Here is a 23,856-nt window from a genome sequence, read left to right on the forward strand (position 1 = left end):
CGTCGGCCGGCCGGTCCATCCCCCTCACGGCGGCTTCCGCATAGGATCATTGATCGTGGATCTCCTGCGCCACCTGCGTCTTTTCGTCACCGTAGCCGACGAGCTGCACTTCAGCCGGGCCGCCGAGCGACTGGGCATGGCCCAGCCACCGCTCAGCCAGGCGATCCGCCGGCTGGAGAAGGAACTCGGAGCCGAACTGTTCGACCGCTCCCAGCGCGGCGTCCGGCTCAGCGCCGCCGGAGCGGCGCTGCTGGAAGAGGCACACGAACTCCTCGCCCGGGAGAAGCGGCTGCGCGCCCTGGCCCGCCGCGCCGCCGACGGCGGCCTCGGCACCCTGCGCGCGGGCGTGCCGCCCGACACCACGGCCGCCGTACTGTCCGCGCTGCTCTCCACCTGCGCGGAACACGCTCCGGAGCTCTCCGTCGACCTGCGGGAGGTCACCACCATGGAGCAACTGCAGCTGCTGGCCTCCGGCGACCTGGACGTCGGACTCGTGCACCACCCCGTCGACGCCACCGAACTACGGCTCGGCCCCGGCATCTCACTGGACCTGGGTGTCGTCCTCCCCCGCACCTCACCACTGGCCCGGTCGGCGGAAGTGACGCTCGGCGACCTCTCCGGCCACGACCTGGTGCTCTTCCCCCGCGCGCACGCACCCGGCTGGCACGACCGCATCCTCGACGTGTGCCGCACCGAAGGCTTCGTCCCCGGCCGCCTCCGCCATGCCTCCAACCCCGAGTTCCTGCTCGCCCTCGTGACGGCAGGACACGGAGTCGCCTTCGACCAGGGACCGGCGGCCCGCAGAGAACCCCGCGTCGTCTGGCGTCCCCTGGCGGGCCGCCCCCTCGCCCTGCGCATCAGCGGCGTCTGGCCCACCGGCCGCGGAGCCCACCCGGCCGCCGGCCGCTTCGCCGAACTCGCCGCCGACGTCCTGGCCCGCCACCACACCGCCACACCACGACGCGAGGGCACTGCCCGGCCACCCGACGACACCCCGCGTCCGTGGTCGGTGGTCTACGGCTGAACACCTGCGCACCGGCCCCGCGCCTCGTGCCCCGCGTTCGGCAGGGACCTCTGCGCAGGCACGGCCGAAGCGGTCCGCCCAGCGGGACGGCGTCCTGATCCGGGAGTGTCGTGAAGCTCGAAGCGGTGCAGGGTCTCGTCGTCGGCCTGCTCGAGGAGGACGTCCCTGTCGCGGGTGACGGCGTCGCCCCGGAAGTCGCGGCGGCGGTCCTGGTGTGGACGGTCCGGACGCCGGGATCTCCGCGCACCGCGCGATCCGGGACGCCCTCGCCGGCATCCGCCGCCACGCCCGGGCGCACGCACCGTCGTCCGCCTCGACACCGGCCCCGACCGGCCCCGACCGGCCGCGGATCACCGTCACCGACATCGCGCTCCCGGTGGCGCGTCACCCGCCGACGGCCGCGGCGGTTACGGGCTGCCGGGTCCGCGCGAACCCATGAGGCCCTCGACGGCACCGCGGACGCCGGACCGCTGCCCGGCGGCGACCGGCGGTTCACCGCCGGATGTGGTCACCGGCCTCCGTGGACAGCCCTGGCGGGGGGCCGGTGCGCCGGTCCGTGGTGCGCGGCAGCCGCCTCGAGCGGGTTCGCGTCGACGTACCGCCCTCGGTGGGGGACACGGCGATGCCCGGCGCTCGCCGGATCACCTCCCCGCCGGATGCGCCAGCGCGTCGACGGCCGCGGAGAACAACCACGGCAGCCGCTGCGCCGCGGGTACCAGTGCCGCGCGGACGGGGGGCACCCTCGTCGCACCGAGCAGCGCGTGGGTCAGCCAGCGGCAGCGCCGGGTGAGCCGCCGCCACTCCTGTTCGTAGGCTGCCGGATCGCCGCTGACGACTGCCCGTACCGCTGCCGACGCCTGCGCGAGCGCCAGTGCGATGCCCTCGCCGGTCAGCGCGTCGACGTAGCCGGCCGCATCGCCGACGAGCAGCACCCGGCCGGCGGTGCGCGCACTCGCCTCCTGGCGGAGCGGGCCCGCCCCGCGCACCGGCCCGGCGGTCCCGGCCCCGGCCAGCCGCTCCCGTAACTCGGGGAAGGCGGCGAGGTGGTCGTCGTACGGTCCGCGGCCGGTGGTGAGCACGGCGACGCCTACGAGGTTGTCGGCCACGGGGGTCACATAGGCCTCCGCGTCACGGGCCCAGTGCACCTCGACGCGGTCGCTCCAGGGGGTGAGCACGTAGTGGCGCCGCAGCCCGTGCCGCCGGTGGGACCGACGCGGCCGGTGCAGGCCCAGGGCCCGGCGGATCGGCGAATGCAGGCCGTCGGCCGCGACGAGGTGGCCGGCACGGGTGCCGTCGACCACCACACCGTCCTCGTCCTGCTCGACACGGCGCACGGTGCGCCGCTCGACCCGTACGCCCGCGGCCAGCACCACCTCGTGCAGCGCCGCGTGCAGCGCGGTGCGACGCACCCCCCGCCCCGGACCCGCCCGGAAGTCGGCGTCGGCCCGTCGCGGCCCGGCGACGTACCGGATGCCCCGCAGGTCGTGCCCCGGCGGGTGGACGCCGAGCGCCGCCAGGGCGGCGACGGCCCCCGGCATCAGACCCTCGCCGCACGCCTTGTCGAGAGTGCCGGCGCGCTGCTCCCAGACGGTCGCGTCCAGTCCCGCCCGGGCCGCGTTCAGGGCCGTGGCCAGACCCGCGGGGCCTCCGCCCACGACGAGCAGGTCCATGCGTGCCCCTTTCAGGCCAGCCGAGCCAGGGCGGCGTCCTCGGTGCGGATGCGGGTGGCGAGCAGGATCCCGTTCAGCACGGTGAAGACGACCGCCGTGCCCCAGGCCGAGTGCACCAGCGGGAGCGCGAGCCCTTCGACGACGACGGCGACGTAGTTCGGGTGCGGGAGCCGGCGGTAGGGGCCGCTGGTCACACGCGGAGCACCGGGCACGACGATCACCCGGGTGTTCCACTGCCGTCCCAAGGCGGCGATGCACCACCAGCGCAACGCCTGCGAGGCCGCGACGAGGGCGAGCATGGTGCAGGCGAGGACCGGTACGGCGTCCGGCCGGCGCACCCACACCTCCGCGGGCGCACCGACCAGCAGACCCGCGTGCAGCACCACCATGAACGGGTAGTGTTCCCGCCCGGACTCCACGCCGCCCCGCGCGAGGCTCCAGGCTGCGTTGCGCCGGGACACGACCAGCTCGGCGACCCGCTCCAGGCCGACGGCCAGGACCAGGAGGGTGAACAGGACCTGACCGTTCATCCCTCGCTCCCCGGGGCGCGCAGGAGCACGAGTTCGGAGCAGAAACCCGGCCCCATGGCGAGCATGAGCCCGTGGGAGCCGGGCCGGGGCGGGCGCTCGGCGAGCGTGTCCGCCAGGACGTGCAGCACCGAGGAGGAGGACAGGTTGCCGATCCGCCGCAGTGAGGCCCAGGTCACGCCCAGGGCGTCCCGCTCGACCTCGAGGGCGTCCTGCAGCGCCTCGATGACCTTGGGGCCGCCGGGGTGCGCGACGTACCAGCGGAGGTCGTCGTCGGTCAGCCCGTGGTCGGTGAGGAAGCCGCGGACGTCGTCGCCGACGTACCGGCGCACCAGGTCGGGGATCGAGGAGTCGAGTACGACCCTGAACCCACCGGGACCGACGTCCCAGCCCATCATGCGCTCCGAGTCGGGGTAGAGGCGGCTGCGTGAGGCGAGCACCTCGGGGCGGGCGGGGTCGTCGGACCGCGCGAGCGGATGCTCGGGACCGACGGCGACCACCGCCGCGGCGCCGTCCCCGAACAGGCCGCTCGCCACGAGATTGGCGACCGAGGTGTCCTCGCGCTGGAGCGTGAGCGAGCACAGCTCGACCGACATCAGCACCGCGACTCCGTCCGGGCGTCCGCGCAGCAGGTCGTGCATGCGTGCGATGCCGGCCGCGCCGGCGACGCAGCCGAGGCCGACGAGGGGCAGGCGCACCACGTCGGGGCGGAGCCCGATCTGCGCCGCGACGCGGGCCTCGAGCGTGGGGACGGCCAGGCCGGTGACCGTGCACGACACGATGTAGTCGACGTCGGTCGGCGTGAGGCCGGCGTCCTTGAGCGCGTCGACGACCGCGCGCCCGCCGAGCTCGACGCCGGCCCGGATGAAGACGTCGTTCGACCGGCCGAAGTCCTCGAGCCGGGCGTACTCCTCCAGCGGGAGGACGATGTGCCGGGTCTCGACGCACGCGTTGCGGTGGAACCGCTCGACGACACCGCGGTCGACCGCGCCCTCGACCAGCGTGGTGGTGAAGCACTCGGTGATCTCCTCCTGCCGGTGTCGGTGCTCGGGCAGGACGCCGCGGACGCTGAGGACGCGCATGGTCATGCTGGCTCCTGAGGTCGGCCGGTCGGACGGACGGGTGCGAGGAACGCCCGGCCGAGGCCGAGCGCGGCGGTGGGGGTGAGCCGGCCCCGGGCGAGACCGAGTTCGACGAAGTCGTCGAAGACGCGCTGGTCGGCGGCCGAGGCCCGCAGCCCGGCCTCGATGACGCGCGTGCTGCGGGCGAGCCGGGCGGCCAGGGCGGTGTGGCGCAGGTGGGGCAGCAGGATCCGGCGGGCGGCGCGGGCGTACCGCTCCCCCGCCTGCTCGGGCCGTGCGGCGCGCAGGGCCGCGGCGGCGGCGCGACCGGCCGCGATGCCGGTGGCCACGGCGTGGTGGATGCCCTCCCCGGTCAGCGGGTTCACCAGGCCTGCGGCGTCGCCCACGAGCAGTACGCGGCCGGCCGGAGGGCGCCAGCGCGCCGTCGAGAGCGGCAGGTGGTGCCCGGCCCAGTCCCGCCCGCCCTCGGTGGTGCCGGGCAGGAGCGCGTCGAGGTGCTGGAGCAGCTGGGCACGGGTCGGCGCCGGACGGCCCTCGTGGAGGAGTTCGCCGTATCCGACGTTCGCGAGGCCGTCGCCCCGGTCGAAGGACCAGGCGTACGACGGCTGGTGCCGGGTGCCGAACTCGATGACCTGCGCGCCGCTCCGGCCGGGTGCGACCGGGGTGTAGCCGCGCAGCGCCAGGGCCACCGCGCCGCGGGGCAGACCGAGGGCGCGCCGGACGGCCGAGTGGGCGCCGTCGGCGCCGACCACGACCGCGGCGGAGACCTCTCCGTCCAGGATCACCGCCTCGGTGTGCTGCCGCAGTTCACGGACGCGGTGCCGCAGGAGCCGGGCGCCGGCGGCGATCGCCGCGTCGACCAGCCGGGCGTCGAGGATCCGGCGCGGCACCACCCATGCCGGGCGGGCCATCCGCCGCTCGGCGGCCAGGCCGCCGCGGCCGAGGCGAAGACGGTCGACCGGGTGCCGGTCGTCGACGAGACCGGTGACGCCGACCTCGGCGAGGAGGTCCAGGACGTGCGGGGCCACCCCGTCGCCGCAGGCCTTGTCCCGCGGGAAGTCCGTCCGGTCCAGGAGGGCGACGCGCAGTCCCGGAGCGGTGTGCAACGCGCCCAGGGCGGTGGCGGCACCGGCCGGTCCGGCGCCGACCACCGCGAGGTCCCAGTGGTCGGGTGCCTGCGCCATCAACCGGCCGCCACGAGCAGCACGACGTCGAGCAGGGCGACGGCCACCGCGGCCCGGAAGGGAACGCGGCCGTGGGCGGCCGACGTGAGTGCGACGAGGGCCACCACCAGCGCGAGGGCCGCCCACGCCCATGCCGGAGGGGGTCCGGCGGGACCGAGCGCGGCCAGCAGTGAGGCGGCGGACAGCAGCACCACGGCCAGGACCCGTGAGGGGTGCTCGCCGATCCGGTGCGGCAGGCCGCGGACACCGGTACGTGCGTCGTCGGCGAGGTCGGGCAGCGTGTTGAGCAGATGTGCCCCGACACCGAGCGCGGCGCCGGCACCGGTCGCCCACGGTGGCGCCCAAGCCGGGACGGGACCGGCGAGGGTGACGACCGAGGGCAGCGTCCCGAAGGCACTGGCGTACGGCACCCACGACCACCGGGTCGCCTTGAGCCCCAGGTTGTAGGCGTGGCCCGCGCCGGCGCCGAGGACCACGTTGACCAGCGCGCCGCGCCAGCCGACGAGCGCGGACAGCACCAGGCAGGCGAGTCCGGTCACGACCAGGGCGCGCACCGCCCAGGCGACCGGAAGGGCTCCGGTGACCAACGGCTTGTCGGTGCGGCCGACGGCGCGGTCGCGGGGGAGGTCGCGCAGGTCGTTGCCCCAACCGATCGTGAGCTGGCCGGTGAGCACCGCCGCGGTGACGACGGCGGCGTCGAGCGGGCGCAGGTCGCTGCGGAGCGCGAGCAGGCCCGCGATGGCGCCGACCACCAGGGCCGGTCCGCCGTGGGCAGCGGCGAGCAGCGCCGGCACGGGCGGCGGCCCGGAGCGCGTCGGGGCCGCGTCGGCGGTCACGGGCGTCGCCGCACGGCGACCGGCCCGCGACGGACCGCCTCGCCGAGCGCGCCGAGGACGGTGCGCGGGCGCAGCACGGGTGTCCGGCCGGACGCGGCCTCCCTCATGCCCTCGATCACTTCGGCGAGCACCTGCGGGCCGTCCTTGGCCGGGGCCCAGTCGAGTTCCGTGCGCGCACGCGTCGTGTCCGGCGTCGGGAGCGCGAAGCCCATGTCGAGCCATCCGGTGTCGATCGGTTGCAGGTGCGCGTGCCAGGCGGCCGACATGACGGCGCGGACCACCGCGGAGGGCACGTGCACCAGCCTGGCGCCGAGCACGTCCGCGATGACCGCCGCGGTCACGGGCGTGTCGGCGGCGAGGTTGAACGGACCGCCCACGCGCCGGTGAAGCACCGCGGCGATCGCCTCGGCGACGTCGTCGGCGTGGACCATCGGAACGGTCAGCCTCCGGTCCATCGGCAGGACCGGCAGCAGGTCGAGCGCCTTGGGGGGGACGAGAGCGGGCACGCCGTACCGGAGGAGGGAACTGCCGGCGGCGCGCTGTCCGACGATCCCCGGCCGCAGGCGGGTGACGAGCGGGACGGCGCCGGGGGCCGCGTACCGGTCGAGGAGGCGCTCGGCCGCCGACTTGTGCCGGCTGTACCGCGAGCTGCGCACGCCCCCGGTGGGCCAGGATTCGTCGACCGGGCGGTCGTCCTTCTTCGGTGAGTAGGCGCCGACCGAGGACATGTGGACCAGGTGCGGGACACCGGTCTCGGTGACGGCTCGGAGCACGCGGCGGGTGCCGCCGACTCCGAGCTCGGCGAGGTAGGCGAGATCGTGCGACGGCTGGAAGCCCCATGCCAGGTGGACGACCGCGTCCGCGCCGGTGAACGTCTCGACGAGCGCGTCGTGACAGGCCTCGGTGCTGAGGTCCACCGAGCGCCAGTGGACGCCACGGCTGTCGGGTCCCCCGGGCAGCCGCCGGGCCAGGCCCACCAGCTCGTGCGTGCCCTCGGCACTCAAGCGCCGTACGACGGCGGAACCGATGTTCCCGGTCGCCCCGGTGATCACGATGCGCATGCAGGATGTGGTGCCCCCTCGCTCCTCCGCTCACACAGGGGGCTCCGGCATCCGGTGGACACCGGTGTCACCCGGTTGGTGCACCACGCGTCGCGGGCGTCCCCGCCTCGCCCGGACGCGGGTACCGGCCGACGGCGGCGCCGGCCGGTACCCGGACACGGTGGGGGGCGTGCCTGCCCTTCCCTCCTCGGCCCGGTCGGCGTGCGGGGCCGGGCCCGCGTCCGACGTCGGCCGTCGTCGGCGTGCGGCTCGGCAGCGACGTGGTCCTCAAGACGGTCCGGAGGCCCGGAAACGCCACCCGTTCGGCCCATCACCGGAGTGGCCGGCCACGCGGCGGAACAGCCGCACCGGGCACGTTTCGGCGCGTCAGCGCCACGGGCACGGGAACGAAACACCGGAACCATGCTTTTTTCCCGCGAATGCACCGGTCCGCAATCGCACGGAGGCTGGGTGGTGTCGCTGCGGTGAACCCGACTGCTGCGCGAGGAAGAGTTTCCGCGGACCGCACAGGACCGCCGACCGTGCCCGTCGCCTCTCGATCCGGAGCCCGGTTGCGTCCCGTGGGCAAGGCGAACGGAGAGAGCGATGCATGAACCGACCGAGGGACGTTCATCCCGGCACAAGACCCCGGACGCTCCGACGGGGCGGCTGGGTGCCGCCGTCGTGGGACTGGGCGGGGCGGTCGCGACCACCGCCGTGGCCGGAGTGGAGCTGCTCAGGCTCGGCATCTGCGGTCAGGACGGGCTCCCCTTGGCGGCGCGTACGGACCTGGTGCCCTACGAGGAGCTGGTGTTCGGCGGCTGGGACGTGTCGGCCGACGACCTGGCCAAGGCCGCCCACCTGCACCGCGTCCTGGAACCGGCTCAGATCGAAGCCGCCGCTCCCCGGCTCCAGCAGCTGCGGCCGTGGCCGGCGGTGGCGGATCCGGCGTACTGCCGTGCGGTGACCGGCGCCCATGTCGTGCCGCTCGACAGCCCGCGCGGGCGCACGGAGCGCATCCGGGAGGACCTGCGGCGCTTCCGGGAGGAGCAGGGCCTGGCCGAGGTGGTCGTGGTCAACCTCGCCTCGACCGAGCGTCTGCCCGACCCGGCGTCGCCCGCCTTCGCCTCGCCCGAGGCGTTCGAGGCGGCACTGGACGCGGGCGACGAGGCGATCACCCCCGCCATGCTCTATGCCTACGCGGCCCTGCGGGAGGGCATGGCGTACCTGAACTTCACCCCCAGCCGCGGGGCCGACGTGCCGGCGCTGATCCGTCTGGCCGAGCGGCAGGGGGTGCCGATCGCGGGCAAGGACGGCAAGACCGGGCAGACCATGGTCAAGACGGTACTCGCCCCCGCCCTGCGCTCGCGGGCGCTGCGGGTGGAGGGCTGGTACTCCACCAACCTGCTGGGCAACCGCGACGGCCGGGCGCTGGAGGATCCGGACTCGCTGGCGAGCAAGACGGCCACCAAGGAGTCGGTGCTGGACGCCCTGCTCGGCTACCCGGTGGAGGACCACCAGGTGCGCATCGAGTTCTACCGGCCGCGCGGCGACGAGAAGGAGGCCTGGGACAACATCGATCTCGTGGGCTTCCTCGGCCGCCGGATGCAGATGAAGATCGATTTCCTGTGCCGGGACTCCATCCTGGCCGCTCCGCTGGTGCTGGAGCTGATCCGGCTCCTGGCCGAGGCGCGGCGCCGCGGGGAGCGCGGGGTGCAGGAGCAGTTCGGGTTCTTCTTCAAGGCCCCGATGACCGCCGGCGGGGGCGCCCCGGAGCACGCCCTGCACCTGCAGGAGCAGGCGCTGCTGGACTGGCTGGACGGTGAGGGCCGGACCGTGCCGGGCGGACGGCCGTGACGCAGGCCGCCGCCCGTCCCGCGGGGCGGGACGGGGAGGTGCCGGGCGGGCCCCTGCGGGCGGCCGTTCCCCTGCTGCGCGAGATCGGCGACCTGAAGCGGGTCCGTACGGCCGGCAGCGGTGGGGTCTCGATGGCCGAACGCGCCTTCTGCCGGTCGTGGGCGGAGTTGGTGCGCGGAGGGGCTCCCGACAGGATCGCCGTGCGCGCGTGCGCGGCCGCCGTGGCCGGGGCGCGTCTGGCGGGAATCGACGGCCCGGTGCTGCGACGGTGCGGGCTGGCGGCCGACGAGGCGGTGGCGGTGCTGGAGCGCTCGGTCGCCCAGCACGCGGACCGGGTGGGCCCGGTGACGGCCGGTCTGCTGCGCGGGGCGCTGCCGGATCTGGTGGAGGACCCGGACGAGGGGCCGGTCCCCGGGTTCGCGGCGGTGCTGTGCGCCCAGCCCCGGGCGGGTGCCACCTGCCCGGGACGGCCGCGGTTGATGGTCGAACCGCCCGAGAGCCACGGCGACCACTGCTGGGCGGTGGCGGTCTACGGAGTGCTGCTGGCCGAGACGTTCGACGCCGCTCCCGGCGACGTCTTCCTGCTCGGCCTCTCCCACCACCTGCACAATGCCGTCCTGCCCGACGCGGGCTTCGCCGGGGAGGAACTGCTGGGCGGGCACCTGTCCGCGGTCCGCGCACGGCTGACGCGGCAGGCGCTCGCCGACCTGCCCGCGGCCCTCGCGGCGTGTGTGGAGCCGCTGCTCGCCCTGCGCGAGGGGGTCGACGCCCCGGCCGCGCGGGCTTTCCACGCCGCCGACGTCCTCGACCGCGTGCTGCAGGTCCGCCACCACGCGCGGGCCGCCGCCTTCACCGCCGAGCAGGCCCTGGAGGAGCTGGACCTGGTGCATCCCTGCGCGGTGTCCGGCTTCCACCGGGCCGTCCTGGACGCGGCGGAGACGGGGTGAGGGGCCCGACGGACCGCGCGGCGGCCGGAGACACCACAGCGGGACCCGCGGCCGCCGGGGACACGCCGGCCACCGGCCCGGCGCGGACCACGGCCGGGCTGGTCAGCCCCGGCAACGGGGCCCCGCTGCGGCCTTGCGGGCCCGGGCTGCTGTCCGACGGCGAACGGCGCTGGCCGGTCGTGGCGGGCATCCCCTGGCTGCGCACCGGCCGTGAGGAGGTGCGCGAGCGGGTTGTGCGCCGGACGGAGGAGGGTGATCCGGACGGTGCCGCGCTCGTCCTGCTCGCCGACACCGACGACTGGTGGGACGGCCCGTCCCCCTCCTCCGGCGCGCTGCGCGCCGCGCTGGGGGCGGCCACCCTGCGCGAGGCGGTGACGCTGCTGGGCATGGGCAGGGTCGGGACGTATTTCCTGCACCGGTGGAGCGATCCCACCTGGCTGGCCGTGCTCGCCCTGACCGCCCGGCACTCCCCCGGGGGTCTGCCGGTGCTGGAACTGGCGTGCGGCGCCGGGCACCTGCTGCGGGAACTGCGACTGCGCGGGCACCGGGACCTGACCGGGATCGACGTGGTCTTCGCCAAGCTGTGGCTGGCCCGGCGCTTCATCGCCCCTTGGGCGCGGCTGGTGTGCGCCGACGTCACGGCGCCCTGGCCGCTGCGTCCCCCGGGCCGTCCCGCCTACGTGGCCTGCCACGACGCGCTGTACTTCCTGCCGCGCAAGGAGGAGGTGGTGCGCCGGGCGCTGGCGTATGCCGGTGGCGGCGGTGTCGTCCTGGGCCACTGTCACAACCGCCTCGTCCCCGGACCGGTCTCCGGCCTGCCGCTGGATCCGGCCGGATGGCGTGCGCTGCTGCCGGGGGCCGTCTGCTACGACGACGCCGACCTGACCCGCGCCCTGCTGGCGGGGGCCCCTCCCCGGCCGCGCACGGCGGGGGAACTGGCCGGCTGCGAAGCCATGGCCCTGGTCAGTACCCCGCCTCCGCCGCCCGGGCACGGCCGCCTGTCCCCGGACCGGCCCGTCCCCGGACGGCCCCTGCGCCCCAACCCGCTCTATCGCGACGGCCGGCTGCGCTGGCCGGGGGAACGCTGGCGGGACGAGTACGGTTCCGCCGCCCGGGCCTACCTGCCCGGCCGGATCGATCTCCCCTCCGCCCTGCTCGCCGACGCCCGGGCCGGACGGCTGACACCGGAGGTGACCGACCTGGCCCGTCGCCGGGTGCTCCTGGATCTTCCGGAGCGCTGGTGAACGCGGCGGACCGGCGGGCCGCCACCGTGTGCCGGTGGGCGGTCGCCGGATGCGGATGGGTGGCCCGGGACCACTTCCTGCCCGGACTGCTGGCGGCCGCCGCCGGCCGGGCCGGCGGCGCGGTGCCCCGTCTGGTCGCCGTGACCGACGCCGACCCCGCGGCCGCCGCCCGGCTGGCGGTCCGGGCGCACGGTGCCCGGACCGCCGCCGACCTCACCGCCCTGCTGGCCGTCCACCGGCCCGACGCGGTGTACGTCGCGACACCCAACCACGCCCACCGGTCCGCGACCGCGGCGGCCGCCGCGGCGGGGGCCGCGGTGCTGTGCGAGAAACCGCTGGCCGCCGACCTCGCCGACGCCGAACGGCTGGTCGCCGCCTGCCACCGGGCGGGGGTGCTGGCGGCGACCGCCTACGACCAGCGCTTCCACCCGGCCCACCGGGCCGTGCGGGAGGTGGTGGCCTCCGGGGCCCTGGGCACGGTCACCGCGGTGCGCATCACCTACTGCTGCTGGCTGCCGCCCGCCTGGTCGCCGGACGGCCGCCCGTACGACAACTGGCGCGCCGATCCGGTGCGGGCGGGCGGCGGAGCCGCCCTTGACCTGGCGCCGCACGGACTGGATCTGGTGGGCGTCCTGCTCGGCGGGGACGACCTGGCGGAGCTGACGGCGCTGGTGCAGCACCGGGTGCACCCCTACCCGGTCGACGACGGCGCCGTCCTGGCCGGCCGGACCGGCGGCGGGGTGCTGGTCTGCCTGCACGTCGCCTACAACACCCCGGACACGCTGCCCCGCCGCCGGCTGGAGGTCGTCGGCACCCGCGGGCAGCTGACCGCCCTCGACACCCTCGGTCAGGACGCCGGGGGGGAGCTGTGGCTCACCGGCGCGCACACCGCGCGCCGCGCGCCCGTGCCGTTCGACACCGGCACGTCCCCCTTTGCGGCCCAGGTCCGGGAATTCTCCTCGGCCACGCTCGCGGTACGCGCCGGCCGCCCGGCGCACCGGGCCTGGCCGTGGTCGCTGCACCGCGACCTGGCGCTGCACCGGCTGTTGCTGGAGGCCCTGTCGCGCTCCCGCCCGGCCCCGCCGCCACCGGACCCGTCCACCGTCGAGGAAGGCCGACGATGACCCTGACGATGTACGCCTGCGCCAACTGCGGGCACTGGCAACGGTGGTTCACCACCCCGCCCGCCTGCCCGGTCTGCTGTGACGTGCGCAACGCACTGCCCGAGGAGGGCTGGGACCTCCCCGACGAGAAGACGGTCGCAACCCTGCTGACCGCGGACTGGTACCGGCCCGTGCCGGGCGTCACCGGATTCCGCGTCCTGCCGTCCTTCGGCCTGGCCTCGACGGGCTGGCTGATCGAGGCCGAGGGCGGCAACGTCGCCTGGGAGGCCGCCCCCTACTACCCGTCCGACGCGCTGGCCGAGATCGAGCGGCTCGGCGGTGTCACCCGGCTGGGCGCCAGCCACGTCCACGGCTACGGGGCGCTGTGGCAGCTTCAGCACCGCTTCGCCCCACCGGTGGTGGCCGTCGGGGTGCGGGACCTGGCGTGGACGAAGGCGTTCCGGGTCACCTGGCCGGTGGACGAGCGCCTCGAACTGGCCCCCGGCCTGACCGTGCACCGCACCGGCGGCCACTTCCCCGGCCACTGCGTGCTGCACGACGAGCGCCGGAGGATCCTGTTCTGCGGCGACGCCCTCAAGGTCGACCTGGACGGCACCGTGCCGCGCGCCCTGTCCTGCCACAAGGCCTACCACGCCCGGATACCGCTCTCCCACGAGGAGGTGCGGCACTACCGGTCGGTGATCGGCGCACTGGATTTCGAGGCGGTGGCCACCCCCTTCGAGTTCGCCGCCCCGGTCACCACCGCGGACGTCCTGCGCCTGTTCGACCACCGGCTGGCCGGCCGGCCCGACACGGCCGCCCTCCCCCTGGGAGCCGCCCGGTGAGCGCCGTCGAGGAGGACCCGGTGGTCAGGGCGTACCGCGACGCGCTCGCCCCCGGCGAACAGCAGGACTTCGACATCAGCGGCGCCGACCGAACCGGTCTGCCGGTCGTCTCGGCCGACCACCTGGACACGGCCGGCGTCCGCAAGGGCGCCTGCGGGTACGGAGCCGACCTCGCCCGGGCCCGTACGGGCGCCTACGGCGAACTCGTCGAGGAGGTGCTGCTGGCGCGGCACCTGGCCCGCACCGGGCGCCGTCGTGCCTCCTACGCGGAACTGGTGCGCGAGCGCGGCCGGGACCGGGTCGCCGACCCGGTCGGTCTGGTGCTGCCGGCCGGCGCGGACTACGGTCCCGAGCGGCCCCTGGAGTGGGTGCCGGCGCATCGGCACCGCACCGGCGAGGAGGTGCTGGTGCCCGCCGAGTTCGCCGCCTCCTGCAGCTCGGACCTGCCCGGTGGTCCCCCGCCCGGCGGCTGGCTGACCACACCGGTCACCAACGGGCTGGGAGCCGGGGACACCCCGGAGCGGGCCCTGTCCCACGCGCTGCTGGAGATCCTCCAGCGAGACGGCAACGCCACCGCGCACCGCGCGATGGACGAGGGGGTGGTCATCGGCCTGGACGAGGTGGACGATCCGGTCACCCGCCGTGTCCTGGACCGGCTGCGAGAGGCCGGCATCGAGGTGCTGCCCAAGCTCGCCTCCACCCGGTTCGGCCTGGCCGACGTCCACGTGGTCGGCACGGACGCCGTCCCGGGGGCCGGGGAGAACGCGACGGCGCTGGCGCTCACCGCGTGCGGCGAGGCCGCCCACCCGGACCGCGAGGCGGCGTTGCGCAAGGCGCTCACGGAGTACGTCTCCTCCCGCGCCCGCAAGGTCTTCTTCCACGGCCCGCTGGAGACGGCCGCCCGCATCGCCCCGCCCGGGTACCTCGAGCGCGTGCTGTCCTCGCCCCTGGCCGGGCAGGAGCCCAGGGCGCTGTCGGCGATGAGGGCGTGGGCCGCCCTGGACGCCCCGCGTCTGCGGGAACTGCTGGAGCCCACCGTGCTGTCCCGGCGCTCCAGTGTGCCCTTCTCCTCCCTGCCGACCGTGCCGGCCGGCTCGCTGGACGACCCCGCCGCCCTCCTGGAGGACCTGCTGCGGCGGCTGGAGGACTTCGACGTCCTGGTGATCGGGGCGGGCGGCCCCGGGGCGTACGCGGTCAAGGTGCTCGTCCCGGGCATGGAGGTGGAGACGATGTCCTACGCGAGGATCGGCGAACGCGGCGTGCGCCGACTGACGGAACGCGAGCACCCGCTGGCCGGGGTGGGGCCGCTCCCCCACTCCGGGGCGCGGCCGGTGCACCTGACGCCCGAGGCCCGCGAACGGCTGGGCGGCCCGGCCTGGTTCGACGTCGGCGCCGCACGGGAGACGGTGGGGGCGCTGTATCCGCTCTACCGCGAACCCGACCGGCACGCGGTGGCCCGCACCACCGCGGGAGCGGTCCGGTGACCCCCTCCGCCGGCAGGCTGCGTTACGCCTACAACACCAACGGCATGACCTCGCACCGTCTGCAGGACGCGCTGGCGCTGCTGGCCGACACCGGGTACGACGGGGTCGCGCTCACCGTGGACGTGGCCCACCACGACCCCTTCGCACCGGACCTGGCCCTTCGCACGGCGGCGCTGGCCCGCCGCCTGGACCGCCTGGGCCTGGGGAGCACCGTGGAGACCGGGGCGCGCTTTCTGCTGGACCCGAGGCACAAGCACGAGCCGACCCTGGTCACCCCCGACCCGGCCGGCCGGGCCCGCCGCCTGGCGTTCCTGCGCCTGTGCGTGGACATCGCCGCCGGTCTGGGCAGTGAGGCGGTCTCGTTCTGGGCGGGCGTCCCGGCCGCGGGCACGGACACCTCCCCCGGCGGGACGGCCTGGTGCCGTCTGGTGGAGGGAGTGCGCGCCGTCACCGCGTACGCGGCCGAACGGGGCGTGGTGGCGGCCTTCGAACCCGAGCCCGGCATGCTCGTCGGGACGTGCGCCGACTGGTCCCGGCTGGCCGCCCTCGTCCCCGGCCTGCGTCTGGCCCTGGACACCGGGCACTGCCTGGTCACCGGCGACCTGGCACCGGATCAGGCGGTGGCGCGGTACGCCGGGGACCTCGGCGCGGTCGCCGTGGAGGACATGCCGTACGGCCGGCACGAGCACCGTGCTCCGGGCGAGGGCGACATGAACCTGCCCGCCGTCCTCGGCGCGCTGCGCGCCGTGCGGTACGCGGGACTGGTGAGTCTGGAACTGTCCCGGGACGCACACCGCGCCGACACTCTGGTGCGCTCCGCGCTGGAGGCGCTGCGCGACGCCGAGCACACCGGAGCCGGCGACCCCCCGGGCACCCCCGTCCCGTACGGCGCCGGCGCCCCGGAAGGAGCGGGATGAGGGTCTGCTTCGTCTCACGGCGCTACTGGCCTGCCGTGTCGGGCATGAGCGCCTACGCGGAGAACCTGCTGCGGTCCCTCACCGCGGCGGGCCACGAGGTCACCCTGGTGTCCCAGTACCGCGGCGACCGCCGGGGCCGCGCCGTCTACGGCGGCGGCCCTCCCCCGCCCGAGCGGGTCCCCCACGGCGTGCGCCTGGTGGCGCTGGAGTCCCTGGGCGAGCAGGCCGTGGGCGACGGACTGCCCGCCGACTTCGAGGCCGATGTCGCCGCGCTGCGCGACACGATCGCCGACCTGCACGCCCGCCGGCCGCTGGACGTACTGCACGCCCAGTACGGCTACCCTCCGGGTCTGGCCGTACTGGAGGCCTCCGAGCGGCTCGGGGTTCCGGCCGTGGTCTCCGTGCAGGGCGGCGACGGGCACTGGGTCGGCACCTGCTGCACCACCCACCGCGCGGCGATCCGCCGGGTGCTGCGGGATACACCGGCCGTGCTGATCGGCTCCCCCTCCTTCAGGGCCGAGGTCGCCGTCCGCCACCAGGTGCCGGCCGAACGCCTCACCGTGATCCCCGGAGCCACCGACACCGGTCTCTTCCGCCCCGCGCCCGGACGGCGGCCCGGGGCCCTCGACGACCCGCCGGTGCTGCTCTACCACGGCCGGATCGACGTCCGCAAAGGCGTCCTGGACCTGCTGGAGGCGGTACGGCTCCTGCGTGCCGGAGGAAGGCGGCTGCGGCTGCTGGTCTCCGGTACCGGCCCCGACCTGGACCGGCTGACCCACCGGGCACGACGGCGCGACCTGGCCGGCACCGTGGAGGTGCTCGGCCCCACCGGCTACCACGACGCCCCCGCCGTCTACCGCAGGGGTGACGTCTTCGTCAGCCCCACCTGGGCCGAGGGCTTCTCCAACACCATCCTGGAGGCGATGGCGAGCGGGCTTCCGGTGGTGTCCACCGACGTGGTCGGCGTGGTGGACTGCGTACGCGACGGCGTCAACGGGCTGCTGGTGCCCCCACGCGACCCCCGCGCCCTGGCCGAAGCCGTCGGCCGGATGCTCGACGACGCGCCGCTGCGTCACCGCCTCGCCCGCACGGCACTGCGGCAGGTGCGGACCCGGTGGTCGTGGCCGGTGGCCGCCGCGCGCGTCTGCGCCGTGTACGAGGAGGTGTGCGCCGCACGGCCGGGGAGGACGACGTCCGCGAAGGAGCCGGCCGACGGGTCCGTGGCGCCCGCCGTGGACCTGTCCTGCCGGTTCCGCCGCGAACCTCACCTACTGTGACCGCGCCCCTGTGCGGTGCCCGCACCGCCATCGCCGTCAGCCCGCATCTGGACGACGCGGTCTTCTCCGCCGGAGGCGTGCTGGCGCTGCTGTCCCGAGCGGGTTGGCTCGTACGGGTCGTCACCTGCTTCACCGCGTCGGTCGGCGATCCCTGCCCCTTCGCGCTGTCCACCCAGCTCGACAAGGGGCTGCCCGCCGACGTGGACTACATGGCCCTGCGCCGTGCCGAGGACGGGGCCGCCCAACGGAGGCTGGGCACGCTCCCCCCGGTCCACCTCCCGCTGCCCGAGGCGCCGCACCGGGGGTACGGCGGTCCGGCGGAGCTTTTCACACCTCCCCGCCCCCACGACACCGTCGAGACGGAACTACGGCACTTGCTCCGCCCTCACCTGGTGTCGGCGGACCTCGTCCTCGCCCCTCAGGGGATCGGCGGCCACGTCGATCACCTGCTCGCCGCCCGCGCGGTGGCCGCCCTCGCACCGTCCTCACGGACCGGCTGGTGGCGCGACGTGCCCTATGTCGCCCGCACACCGCCGTACGACGCCGGATTCCGGCGCGGCACCCCCGAGGGGGCGGGCGAGGTGACGATCGACATCGGCGCTGTCCTGGCGGACAAGACCGCCGCGGCGCAGTGCTACACGACCCAGCTCGGTTTCCAGTTCGGCGGTCCCGGGGAAACCGGCGAGTTCCTGTCCTCCGTGGCCCGTACCGAGGCCCTGCGTACCGGGGCCCCCTGCGCCTACGGTGAGTCGCTGAGGGCCGGACCCGCGGCCCGTCGGGTGCTGGAGGGGTCCGCCCGGCACGGGGCACGTCGATGAGCGCGGGCACGCCCGCGGCGAGCCGGGGGTTGCCGACCAGCCGGTTCGGCCGGGCACGGTGCCGTTTCCCCCTGGCGGCCCGGGTCGCCGGGCCACTTCTGCGCCTCCGCCCGCCGTGCCTGTCGGCCAAGATCGGCAAGCATGGGAACCGCGGCTGGCTCGTTCCGGAACGATCAGCTACCCGTTCGGCGGGTCCTGGCGACCGCGCTTCTTGATCGACTGCTCGATGGCGTACGCGGTCCTGGTGAACGTCTCGACCTGTTCCGCCGTCAGGCCCTGTACCGAGAGCTCCTCCAGGGCGCGCCACATGTCCGCGATGGGCTCACGCAGGGCGCGGCCGGCGTCGGTGAGCCGGACCACCATGACCCGCCGGTCGTGTTCGGCCGGTTCCCGGGTGAGCAGTCCCGCGTCCTGCATGCGGCGCAGCGACTTGGAGACGGTGGAGTGGTCGAGTCCGACGCTGTCCAGCAGTTCGGACTGGGTCTGGCCGTCGCGGTCGAAGAGCTGCATCAGCAGCAGCTCCTGTCCCGGGTGCAGCTTCATGGTGCGGAGCATCGCGGCGGCGTGGCCGCGATGGGCGCGGGCGAGCTGGAAGACGGCGTAGCTGAGACGGCCGTCGCGCGCCGTGCTGGGGGGCCTGGAGACGGGGTCGGTCATCGCTTCTCCTCAGGCGTCGCCACGGGTGAGGTAGTCGGTGTATCCGGTCTCGCCGCCGCTGTAGAAGGTGGCCGGGTCGGGGGTGTTCAGCGGCGCTCCGGAGCGTACCCGCTCGACCAGGTCGGGGTTGGCCAGCGCCAGGGCGCCGACGGAGACGAGGTCGGCCCGGCCGTCGGTGACGTCCTTGGCCCGCGCTGCCAGGTCGGCGCCCGCGCGGTTCAACACGAGTGCTCCGGGCCACAGCGGCCGAAGGGTGTCCAGCAGCTGCTCGTCGCCGGTGTGCACCAGGTGGAGGTAGGCCAGGTCCAGCGGGGCGAGGGCGCGCACCAGCGCCGGGTACAGCTCGTGCGTGTCGTCCTCGCGGATGTCGTTGTACGGGTTGCCGGGGGACAGGCGCATGCCGGTGCGGCCGGCACCGATCTCGTCGGCGACGGCCGCGGCGACCTCGACGGCGAAGCGGATGCGGTTGCCGACCGGGCCGCCGTAGCGGTCGGTGCGCTCGTTGGCGTTGGTGGACAGGAACTGGTGGACGAGGTAGCCGTTGGCGCCGTGGATCTCCACGCCGTCCGCGCCGGCCGCGACGGCGCCCGCGGCGGCGCGGCGGTAGTCCTCGACCGTCGCGGCGACCTCCTCGGTGGACAGCGCCCGGGGCCGGGGCATCTCCTGCGGCCCGGACGCGGTGAACATCATGCCCGCCGGGCGCACCGGGGAGGGCGCCACCGGCTGCCGTCCGTGCGGGGTGTTGCCGGGGTGCGCGATCCGCCCGACGTGCATCAGTTGCACGGCGATGCGCCCGCCGGCGGCGTGCACGGCGTCGGTGACCTTGCGCCACCCGGCCACCTGCTCCGCGGTGTGGACGCCGGGCGTCAGCAGGTAGCCCTGCCCGTCGGCGGACGGCTGGGTGCCCTCGGTGATGATGAGCGCGTTCGAGGCGCGCTGGGCGTAGTACTCGGCGTTCAGCTCGGTCGGCACGCCCTCCGCGGTGCTGCGGCCGCGCGTCATCGGGGCCATGACGAGCCGGTGCGGCAGCCGGAGGTCCCCGGCGCGGGCGGGCCGCCACAGGGCGTTCAGGTCGGTGGTGGGCATGGAGGGCTTCCTTCGGGACGAGGGGGACGGGCGGGAGGCGGGACCGGGTGCGGGCCGGCCGTGGGCGGTCGCGCCGGAGAGTCAGCCGACGGTGAGGACGAGCTTCCCCCGGCCGTGGCCGGCGTCGCCGGCCTGCTGCGCCTTGGCCGCTTCCGCGAGCGGGTAGGTGGCGCCGACCGTGATCACCAGCGCGCCGTCGGCGGCCTGCCGGGCGAGTTCGGCCAGTCGGGCGGCCGAGCGCCGCTGCGGGCCCTCGGCGAAGACGATTCCGAGTTCGCGGGCCCGGAAGTCGGCGGTGGTGACGATCCGGTCGGTGCCGCCGCGCAGAGTGATGGAGTCCTCCAGTGCGCCCTTGCCCGCGGCGTCGAACACGGCGTCCACGCCCTTCGGGGCGAGGGCGCGGACCCGCTCGACCAGACCCTGTCCGTAGACCAGCGCGGTGGCGCCGAGCGATGTCACGTAACTCTGGTTGGCCGGGCCGGCGGTGCCGATGACGCGGGCGCCGCGGGCGACGGCGAGCTGCACGGCGACGGTGCCGAGTGCGCCGGACGCACCGTGGATCAGCAGGGTCTCACCGGCCTTGACGCCGAGCAGGTCCAGGACCCGGTCGGCGCCGTCGCTCGCCACCGGCAGCGCGGCCGCGTGCGTCCAGTCCAGGCCGGCCGGCTTGGGGGCGAGGACGGCCGCGGTGGCCAGTGCGTACTGGGCGTAGGCGCCGGTGTCGGACCAGCCCAGCACCTCGTCACCCACCTTCAGCCGGTCGACGCCTTCGCCGAGGGCGTCGACGACCCCGGCGATCTCCCCGCCGGGGACGGCGGGCAGCGTGGTGGGGAAGATGGCCTCCATGATCCCGGAGCGGATCTTTCCGTCCACCGGGTTGACGCCGACCGCCCGGACGCGGATGCGGACCTGGCCGGGGCCGGGCTCGGGGATCTCGGTCTCCGTCTCGTGCAGGACCTCGGTGCCGCCGAACGTGTCGAAAACGATGGCCTTCATGACTGCTGTCTCCCTCGATGGGCGGAACCGGCGACCCGCTTTATGTGGCCGACCACATAAAGGTAACACCAATTAGGTGGCCAGCCAAGTATTAAGGGTGCGGGGGTGCGCGACCCGGCGTGCGACACCCCGGACCACCTGCGCGGAAGTCTCGCGAACCACGAGGACGGGACGCCCTCGGCCGCGAAGACGCGGATCCACCGCACCCTCGGAGGACAGCCGATGCGCGTCTTTCGTTCGAGCGGCCCAACCGCGTTGCGCGGCAGGACGGGTTCCGGAGGGCTCGCACAACCCCTCGTCCGGGCCGGGCTCTCGGCGACTGCGCGTTCCTCCCGGGCCGGGCACCGGTGAGGCCACCACGGTGCCGGACAGCCTCAAGGACGCCGCAGCCGCCGGGGAACGGCGGGCCACGGCGTCAGGAAGGCGCAGGAGGGCCGGACCGGGGCCCGGCCCGGCAAATGATCGTGTGCACGACGTTTGGAAGTGCCCCGGCGGTAAAGACGGTGCATTAACAGAAGCTTTATACAACGAGGTAGGAGACGTCTCATGGGCATCATCGCTTGGATCCTCATCGGCCTGCTCGCGGGCTTCATCGCCAAGGCACTGATGCCGGGCAAGGACCCCGGCGGCGTCATCATCACGATGCTCATCGGCATCGCGGGCGGCCTCCTCGGCGGCTGGCTCGGCAAGGTGATCTTCGGCGTCGACTCCATCGACGGCTTCTTCGACCTGTCCACCTGGATCGCCGCCATCGTCGGCTCCGTCATCCTTCTCCTCGTCTACCGCCTGATCGTCGGCAACCGCCACTCCCACCGTCACGCCTGATCCAGCGCGCACACCCCACGAAACGGCTCCTCGCCCCTCCGGCGAGGAGCCGTTCCTCCTTGTTCCCGGCATGCGGGAGTCCGGCCCCTCCCCCACCGACGTCCCCCGACCGACGTCACCGCCGCGCCGAGTGACTCAACCGTGATGTGAGGCATGCGTGTGTTCCGGTTCCGGGGGTAGCCGAACGCCCTTGGTCGGGTTGCTCAGGACGAGGGTGGCGGTATGAGGTCAGTGGTGCACGACGACGAGGATCAGCCGCTGGCCAGCCGTCCCCTGCAGTCCACGGTCGCCCTGGAGGGCGGGGAGCGGATCGCCGAGGCCCGGGACGCGGCCCGCCGTTTCATGACCGAGGTGCAGTCCGTCCACGGGATCCCGGTGTCGGAGCGTGCGATGGGCCTGGTGGAGCTGGTGGCCAGCGAGCTGGTGACCAACGCCCACAAGTACGCCCCCGGCCCGTGTCTGCTGGACTTGGTGATCAGCGACGGCGCCGTGGAAATCAGCGTCTGGGACAGCGATCCCGCCCTGCCGGTGCCCCAGGAAGCCGATCCGCACCGGGTCGGCAAGCACGGCCTGGAGATCGTCATGGCCGTGTGCCGCAGCTTCGAGATCCGCCGCGAGCCGGTGGGCAAACGCGTCGGAGCCGCCATCGTGCTGGCCGACGATCCCCGCGGCCATCCGGCGGGCCGGCTGATATGACCGGCCCGTGATCGTCACGGGCAGGTTCCGTTCCCGCGGGGCGGTCCACCGCGAGGTGACGCCCTCGGCCGGGCACCGCTCCCGCAAAGGCCTGAGCAGCCGGGCCGAGGACTCCCACCGGCCGCTGAAGCCGGCGGGGCCGGCACCTCCGCTCCCCCGGAGTCACCGGCGACCTTGCGGGCGAACGGGTGGGCCTGCGGCCGGGCACCGCGGCGGGGAAGACCACCGACCGTGCCGGCGCGGTCCGTCACCTCGCTGCTCCGCACACGATCACGGTCGTCACCTGCGCCGGGGCGTCGATCCACGGGACGGGGCGTCAGCACGCCTCACCGGCCGCCTCCTGACGGCCGCGAGGATGCCACCGGGTCGGCGGCCGACGGGCGGGCCGGGACGGTTCGGTCCGTCGTCGCCGTGCGGGAGGCGACGGCGGGGGGCGGGAGACCGTCGAAGCGGTTGCGGACATGGGTGAGGTCGGCGAGCAGGGTGGCGGAGGTGAGACGGGGGCCGCCGCGAGGACGTACCAGGTGGGCGATGGGCAGGTTGCCGGTGGCGGCCCAGCACAGCCGCCCGGCCGGATCGATGTAGCTGCGGGTCAGGCCCCGGTTGTCGGGGTGGAGGCAGTACGGGACGTCGAGGTAGCCGCGGCGGAAGGCGTGGAGCAGGGCCCGGGACAGATCGGGGTGCAGGTCGAGGACGGCGTGGACGAGGGCGGCGGCCTCCTGGTAGGTGGGGGTGTCGGCGGGCTGGAACGACGGGAGCGGTGCGGTTCGCCCGGCGGTGCGCGCGGTGGCCGCCGCCAGTTCGAGGGCGTCGATGTTCTCCTGGATGGTGGGGATGCGCCGCGATTCGGCGACCGTTTTGACGATCAGGCGTTCCGCTCCCGTGCGCACGGCGAGCTCGGCGGAGCTCGCCAGCAGCCGCCGGGCGCCGTGCTCGGTTTCGGGGAAGACGCCCATGTAGGTGTAGAGGACCACGTGCCAGTCGTCGGTCGGCAGGAGTTCCGCGCACAGGCGGCGCAGCGCCCCGACGGCCTCGGCGTCCTGTTCCGGGGAGCTCTGCTGGGCGTAGCTGACCGACAGGCTGCGCACGCCGTGCCGGAGGAAGAAGAGCGCTTCCAGGACGCTGATGGCCACCAGCATGCTCGGCGGGCACAACTGGCCGAGCATGCAGCCGCCGAAGGTCTCCAGATGGGGTTCGCGGCCGGTCTCCCGCAGGGAGGCGAACAGTTCGCAGGCGGTGGCCCACTGGGTGACGGACTCGGCCAGAGGGGTTCTGCCGTAGGGCAGGCAGTAGGAGACGGGTCCCCCTTCGCTGGCGTCCAGGCCGAGGGCGGCCAGGGCCCGGAAGATGCCGACCGGGCGGGCGGAGCCGTGCCGGACCTGGACGGGGAAGCCGGTGTCCCGGATGCCGTGCAGGACCTGTGCGGTGGTGGCCGGGGGGTGCGTGACGACGGGGTAGCCGTTGAGGGGGGTGCCGGTGCGCAGGGCGGCCGCGGCGGCGTCGAGGTGGCCGACGCGGGTGTGGGCGTCCAGAGTGATGGTGCCGACGGTGCGGGCGGCGGCGGCCCGGGTGGCGGCCAGACCGGCGCGCATGGCGGCCGGGTCGCTGAAACCCATCCGGGGCTGGACCACCAGGCGGCCGTTGCCGCCGTGGGCGCGGACGAAGTCGCCGAAGCCGCGCAGGGCCGGACCGGCCGGGGCGGGTTCGTCGGCGGAACCCGGTCGGCGGTCCGGCACGTTGC

Annotated in this window: 22 protein-coding genes; 12 read left to right on the forward strand and 10 right to left on the reverse strand. The window is 75.1% G+C overall.

The features are described from left to right. The first annotated feature begins 55 nt into the window (after nt 1–55). Nucleotides 56–1,024 carry a LysR family transcriptional regulator gene (locus ACF07S_RS28275; RefSeq protein ID WP_391966385.1) on the forward strand — a complete coding sequence of 323 codons (969 nt, stop codon included), beginning with the start codon at nt 56–58 and terminating at the stop codon, nt 1,022–1,024. Nucleotides 1,025–1,665: 641 nt separating this feature from the next. On the opposite strand, the gene ACF07S_RS28280 is transcribed toward ACF07S_RS28275, so the two are convergent. Genes ACF07S_RS28280 through ACF07S_RS28305 form a run of 6 tightly spaced genes read right to left on the reverse strand, consistent with a single transcriptional unit; the run spans nt 1,666 to nt 7,384 of the window. Continuing rightward, on the reverse strand, nt 1,666–2,694 hold the full coding sequence (locus tag ACF07S_RS28280; protein WP_391966386.1) for an NAD(P)/FAD-dependent oxidoreductase: 1,029 nt from the start codon (nt 2,692–2,694) through the stop codon (nt 1,666–1,668). 11 nt (nt 2,695–2,705) lie between these two features. Next, the gene (locus tag ACF07S_RS28285; RefSeq protein WP_391966387.1) at nt 2,706–3,224 is read right to left on the reverse strand and encodes an isoprenylcysteine carboxyl methyltransferase family protein; all 519 of its coding nucleotides are present in this window, start codon (nt 3,222–3,224) and stop codon (nt 2,706–2,708) included. Continuing rightward, a complete protein-coding gene (locus ACF07S_RS28290; protein ID WP_391966388.1) occupies nt 3,221–4,309 on the reverse strand; it encodes a type III polyketide synthase in 1,089 nt (362 codons plus the stop codon). The genes ACF07S_RS28285 and ACF07S_RS28290 overlap by 4 nt, the downstream gene beginning before the upstream one ends. After that, nucleotides 4,306–5,487, reverse strand: coding sequence for an NAD(P)/FAD-dependent oxidoreductase (locus tag ACF07S_RS28295; protein WP_391975477.1), 1,182 nt, complete (start codon nt 5,485–5,487; stop codon nt 4,306–4,308). The genes ACF07S_RS28290 and ACF07S_RS28295 overlap by 4 nt, the downstream gene beginning before the upstream one ends. Then, on the reverse strand, nt 5,487–6,323 hold the full coding sequence (locus ACF07S_RS28300; protein WP_391975478.1) for a UbiA family prenyltransferase: 837 nt from the start codon (nt 6,321–6,323) through the stop codon (nt 5,487–5,489). The genes ACF07S_RS28295 and ACF07S_RS28300 overlap by 1 nt, the downstream gene beginning before the upstream one ends. Further along, complete coding sequence (locus ACF07S_RS28305; RefSeq protein WP_391975479.1) at nt 6,320–7,384, reverse strand: NAD-dependent epimerase/dehydratase family protein; 1,065 nt, start codon at nt 7,382–7,384, stop codon at nt 6,320–6,322. Before ACF07S_RS28305 ends, ACF07S_RS28300 begins: the two co-directional genes overlap by 4 nt. Nucleotides 7,385–7,969: 585 nt before the next feature. Here ACF07S_RS28305 and ACF07S_RS28310 point away from each other — a divergent pair. From ACF07S_RS28310 to ACF07S_RS28350, 9 genes are read left to right on the forward strand one after another with little or no spacing between them, the layout of a single operon-like run. Beyond that, nucleotides 7,970–9,220, forward strand: a complete 1,251-nt coding sequence (locus ACF07S_RS28310; protein ID WP_391966392.1) for an inositol-3-phosphate synthase — start codon at nt 7,970–7,972, stop codon at nt 9,218–9,220. Continuing rightward, nucleotides 9,217–10,167 (forward strand): hypothetical protein, encoded by a 951-nt coding sequence (locus ACF07S_RS28315; protein WP_391975480.1) that lies wholly within the window; start codon nt 9,217–9,219, stop codon nt 10,165–10,167. Before ACF07S_RS28310 ends, ACF07S_RS28315 begins: the two co-directional genes overlap by 4 nt. After that, nucleotides 10,164–11,411, forward strand: a complete 1,248-nt coding sequence (locus tag ACF07S_RS28320) for a class I SAM-dependent methyltransferase (RefSeq protein ID WP_391975481.1) — start codon at nt 10,164–10,166, stop codon at nt 11,409–11,411. Before ACF07S_RS28315 ends, ACF07S_RS28320 begins: the two co-directional genes overlap by 4 nt. Further along, nucleotides 11,408–12,535: a Gfo/Idh/MocA family protein gene (locus ACF07S_RS28325; RefSeq protein ID WP_391975482.1), complete on the forward strand. Its 1,128-nt coding sequence runs from the start codon at nt 11,408–11,410 to the stop codon at nt 12,533–12,535. The genes ACF07S_RS28320 and ACF07S_RS28325 overlap by 4 nt, the downstream gene beginning before the upstream one ends. Further along, entirely contained in the window at nt 12,532–13,359 is an 828-nt protein-coding gene (locus ACF07S_RS28330; RefSeq protein ID WP_391966396.1) for an MBL fold metallo-hydrolase, read from the forward strand. The genes ACF07S_RS28325 and ACF07S_RS28330 overlap by 4 nt, the downstream gene beginning before the upstream one ends. Then, on the forward strand, nt 13,356–14,843 hold the full coding sequence (locus tag ACF07S_RS28335; protein ID WP_391966397.1) for a YcaO-like family protein: 1,488 nt from the start codon (nt 13,356–13,358) through the stop codon (nt 14,841–14,843). Before ACF07S_RS28330 ends, ACF07S_RS28335 begins: the two co-directional genes overlap by 4 nt. Then, nucleotides 14,840–15,760: a sugar phosphate isomerase/epimerase family protein gene (locus ACF07S_RS28340; protein WP_391975483.1), complete on the forward strand. Its 921-nt coding sequence runs from the start codon at nt 14,840–14,842 to the stop codon at nt 15,758–15,760. Before ACF07S_RS28335 ends, ACF07S_RS28340 begins: the two co-directional genes overlap by 4 nt. Before the next feature lie 44 nt (nt 15,761–15,804). After that, the gene (locus ACF07S_RS28345; RefSeq protein WP_391975484.1) at nt 15,805–17,037 is read left to right on the forward strand and encodes a glycosyltransferase family 4 protein; all 1,233 of its coding nucleotides are present in this window, start codon (nt 15,805–15,807) and stop codon (nt 17,035–17,037) included. Further along, a complete protein-coding gene (locus ACF07S_RS28350; RefSeq protein WP_391975485.1) occupies nt 17,034–17,855 on the forward strand; it encodes a PIG-L deacetylase family protein in 822 nt (273 codons plus the stop codon). Before ACF07S_RS28345 ends, ACF07S_RS28350 begins: the two co-directional genes overlap by 4 nt. Nucleotides 17,856–18,032: 177 nt before the next feature. Here the strand turns inward: ACF07S_RS28350 and ACF07S_RS28355 are convergent, their stop codons facing one another. From ACF07S_RS28355 to ACF07S_RS28365, 3 genes are all read right to left on the reverse strand, one after another. Then, entirely contained in the window at nt 18,033–18,512 is a 480-nt protein-coding gene (locus ACF07S_RS28355) for a MarR family winged helix-turn-helix transcriptional regulator (protein WP_391975486.1), read from the reverse strand. 9 nt (nt 18,513–18,521) lie between these two features. Next, nucleotides 18,522–19,598, reverse strand: a complete 1,077-nt coding sequence (locus ACF07S_RS28360; RefSeq protein ID WP_391975487.1) for an alkene reductase — start codon at nt 19,596–19,598, stop codon at nt 18,522–18,524. A gap of 81 nt (nt 19,599–19,679) precedes the next feature. Continuing rightward, nucleotides 19,680–20,594, reverse strand: coding sequence for an NADP-dependent oxidoreductase (locus ACF07S_RS28365; protein ID WP_391966403.1), 915 nt, complete (start codon nt 20,592–20,594; stop codon nt 19,680–19,682). Between the two features lie 546 nt (nt 20,595–21,140). Between ACF07S_RS28365 and ACF07S_RS28370 the strand changes: the two genes are divergently transcribed. Then, nucleotides 21,141–21,419 carry a GlsB/YeaQ/YmgE family stress response membrane protein gene (locus ACF07S_RS28370; protein ID WP_391966404.1) on the forward strand — a complete coding sequence of 93 codons (279 nt, stop codon included), beginning with the start codon at nt 21,141–21,143 and terminating at the stop codon, nt 21,417–21,419. 222 nt (nt 21,420–21,641) lie between these two features. After that, nucleotides 21,642–22,115, forward strand: a complete 474-nt coding sequence (locus ACF07S_RS28375) for an ATP-binding protein (protein WP_391975488.1) — start codon at nt 21,642–21,644, stop codon at nt 22,113–22,115. Nucleotides 22,116–22,441: 326 nt separating this feature from the next. Here the strand turns inward: ACF07S_RS28375 and ACF07S_RS28380 are convergent, their stop codons facing one another. Beyond that, on the reverse strand, nt 22,442–23,851 hold the full coding sequence (locus ACF07S_RS28380; protein ID WP_391975513.1) for a methylaspartate mutase: 1,410 nt from the start codon (nt 23,849–23,851) through the stop codon (nt 22,442–22,444). Between the last annotated feature and the right edge of the window lie 5 nt (nt 23,852–23,856).

This window comes from Streptomyces sp. NPDC016640 (assembly GCF_043076215.1).
Lineage (GTDB): Bacteria > Actinomycetota > Actinomycetes > Streptomycetales > Streptomycetaceae > Streptomyces.

Bases quoted from the DNA above. Each gene is read 5' to 3' on its own strand.
- ACF07S_RS28280 (WP_391966386.1), bottom strand. From the start codon at position 2,694: ATGGACCTGCTCGTCGTGGGCGGAGGCCCCGCGGGTCTGGCCACGGCC.
- ACF07S_RS28285 (WP_391966387.1), bottom strand. From the start codon at position 3,224: ATGAACGGTCAGGTCCTGTTCACCCTCCTGGTCCTGGCCGTCGGCCTG.
- ACF07S_RS28290 (WP_391966388.1), bottom strand. From the start codon at position 4,309: ATGACCATGCGCGTCCTCAGCGTCCGCGGCGTCCTGCCCGAGCACCGA.
- ACF07S_RS28295 (WP_391975477.1), bottom strand. From the start codon at position 5,487: ATGGCGCAGGCACCCGACCACTGGGACCTCGCGGTGGTCGGCGCCGGA.
- ACF07S_RS28305 (WP_391975479.1), bottom strand. From the start codon at position 7,384: ATGCGCATCGTGATCACCGGGGCGACCGGGAACATCGGTTCCGCCGTC.
- ACF07S_RS28310 (WP_391966392.1), top strand. From the start codon at position 7,970: ATGCATGAACCGACCGAGGGACGTTCATCCCGGCACAAGACCCCGGAC.
- ACF07S_RS28330 (WP_391966396.1), top strand. From the start codon at position 12,532: ATGACCCTGACGATGTACGCCTGCGCCAACTGCGGGCACTGGCAACGG.
- ACF07S_RS28345 (WP_391975484.1), top strand. From the start codon at position 15,805: ATGAGCGCCTACGCGGAGAACCTGCTGCGGTCCCTCACCGCGGCGGGC.
- ACF07S_RS28355 (WP_391975486.1), bottom strand. From the start codon at position 18,512: ATGACCGACCCCGTCTCCAGGCCCCCCAGCACGGCGCGCGACGGCCGT.
- ACF07S_RS28360 (WP_391975487.1), bottom strand. From the start codon at position 19,598: ATGCCCACCACCGACCTGAACGCCCTGTGGCGGCCCGCCCGCGCCGGG.
- ACF07S_RS28365 (WP_391966403.1), bottom strand. From the start codon at position 20,594: ATGAAGGCCATCGTTTTCGACACGTTCGGCGGCACCGAGGTCCTGCAC.
- ACF07S_RS28370 (WP_391966404.1), top strand. From the start codon at position 21,141: ATGGGCATCATCGCTTGGATCCTCATCGGCCTGCTCGCGGGCTTCATC.
- ACF07S_RS28375 (WP_391975488.1), top strand. From the start codon at position 21,642: ATGAGGTCAGTGGTGCACGACGACGAGGATCAGCCGCTGGCCAGCCGT.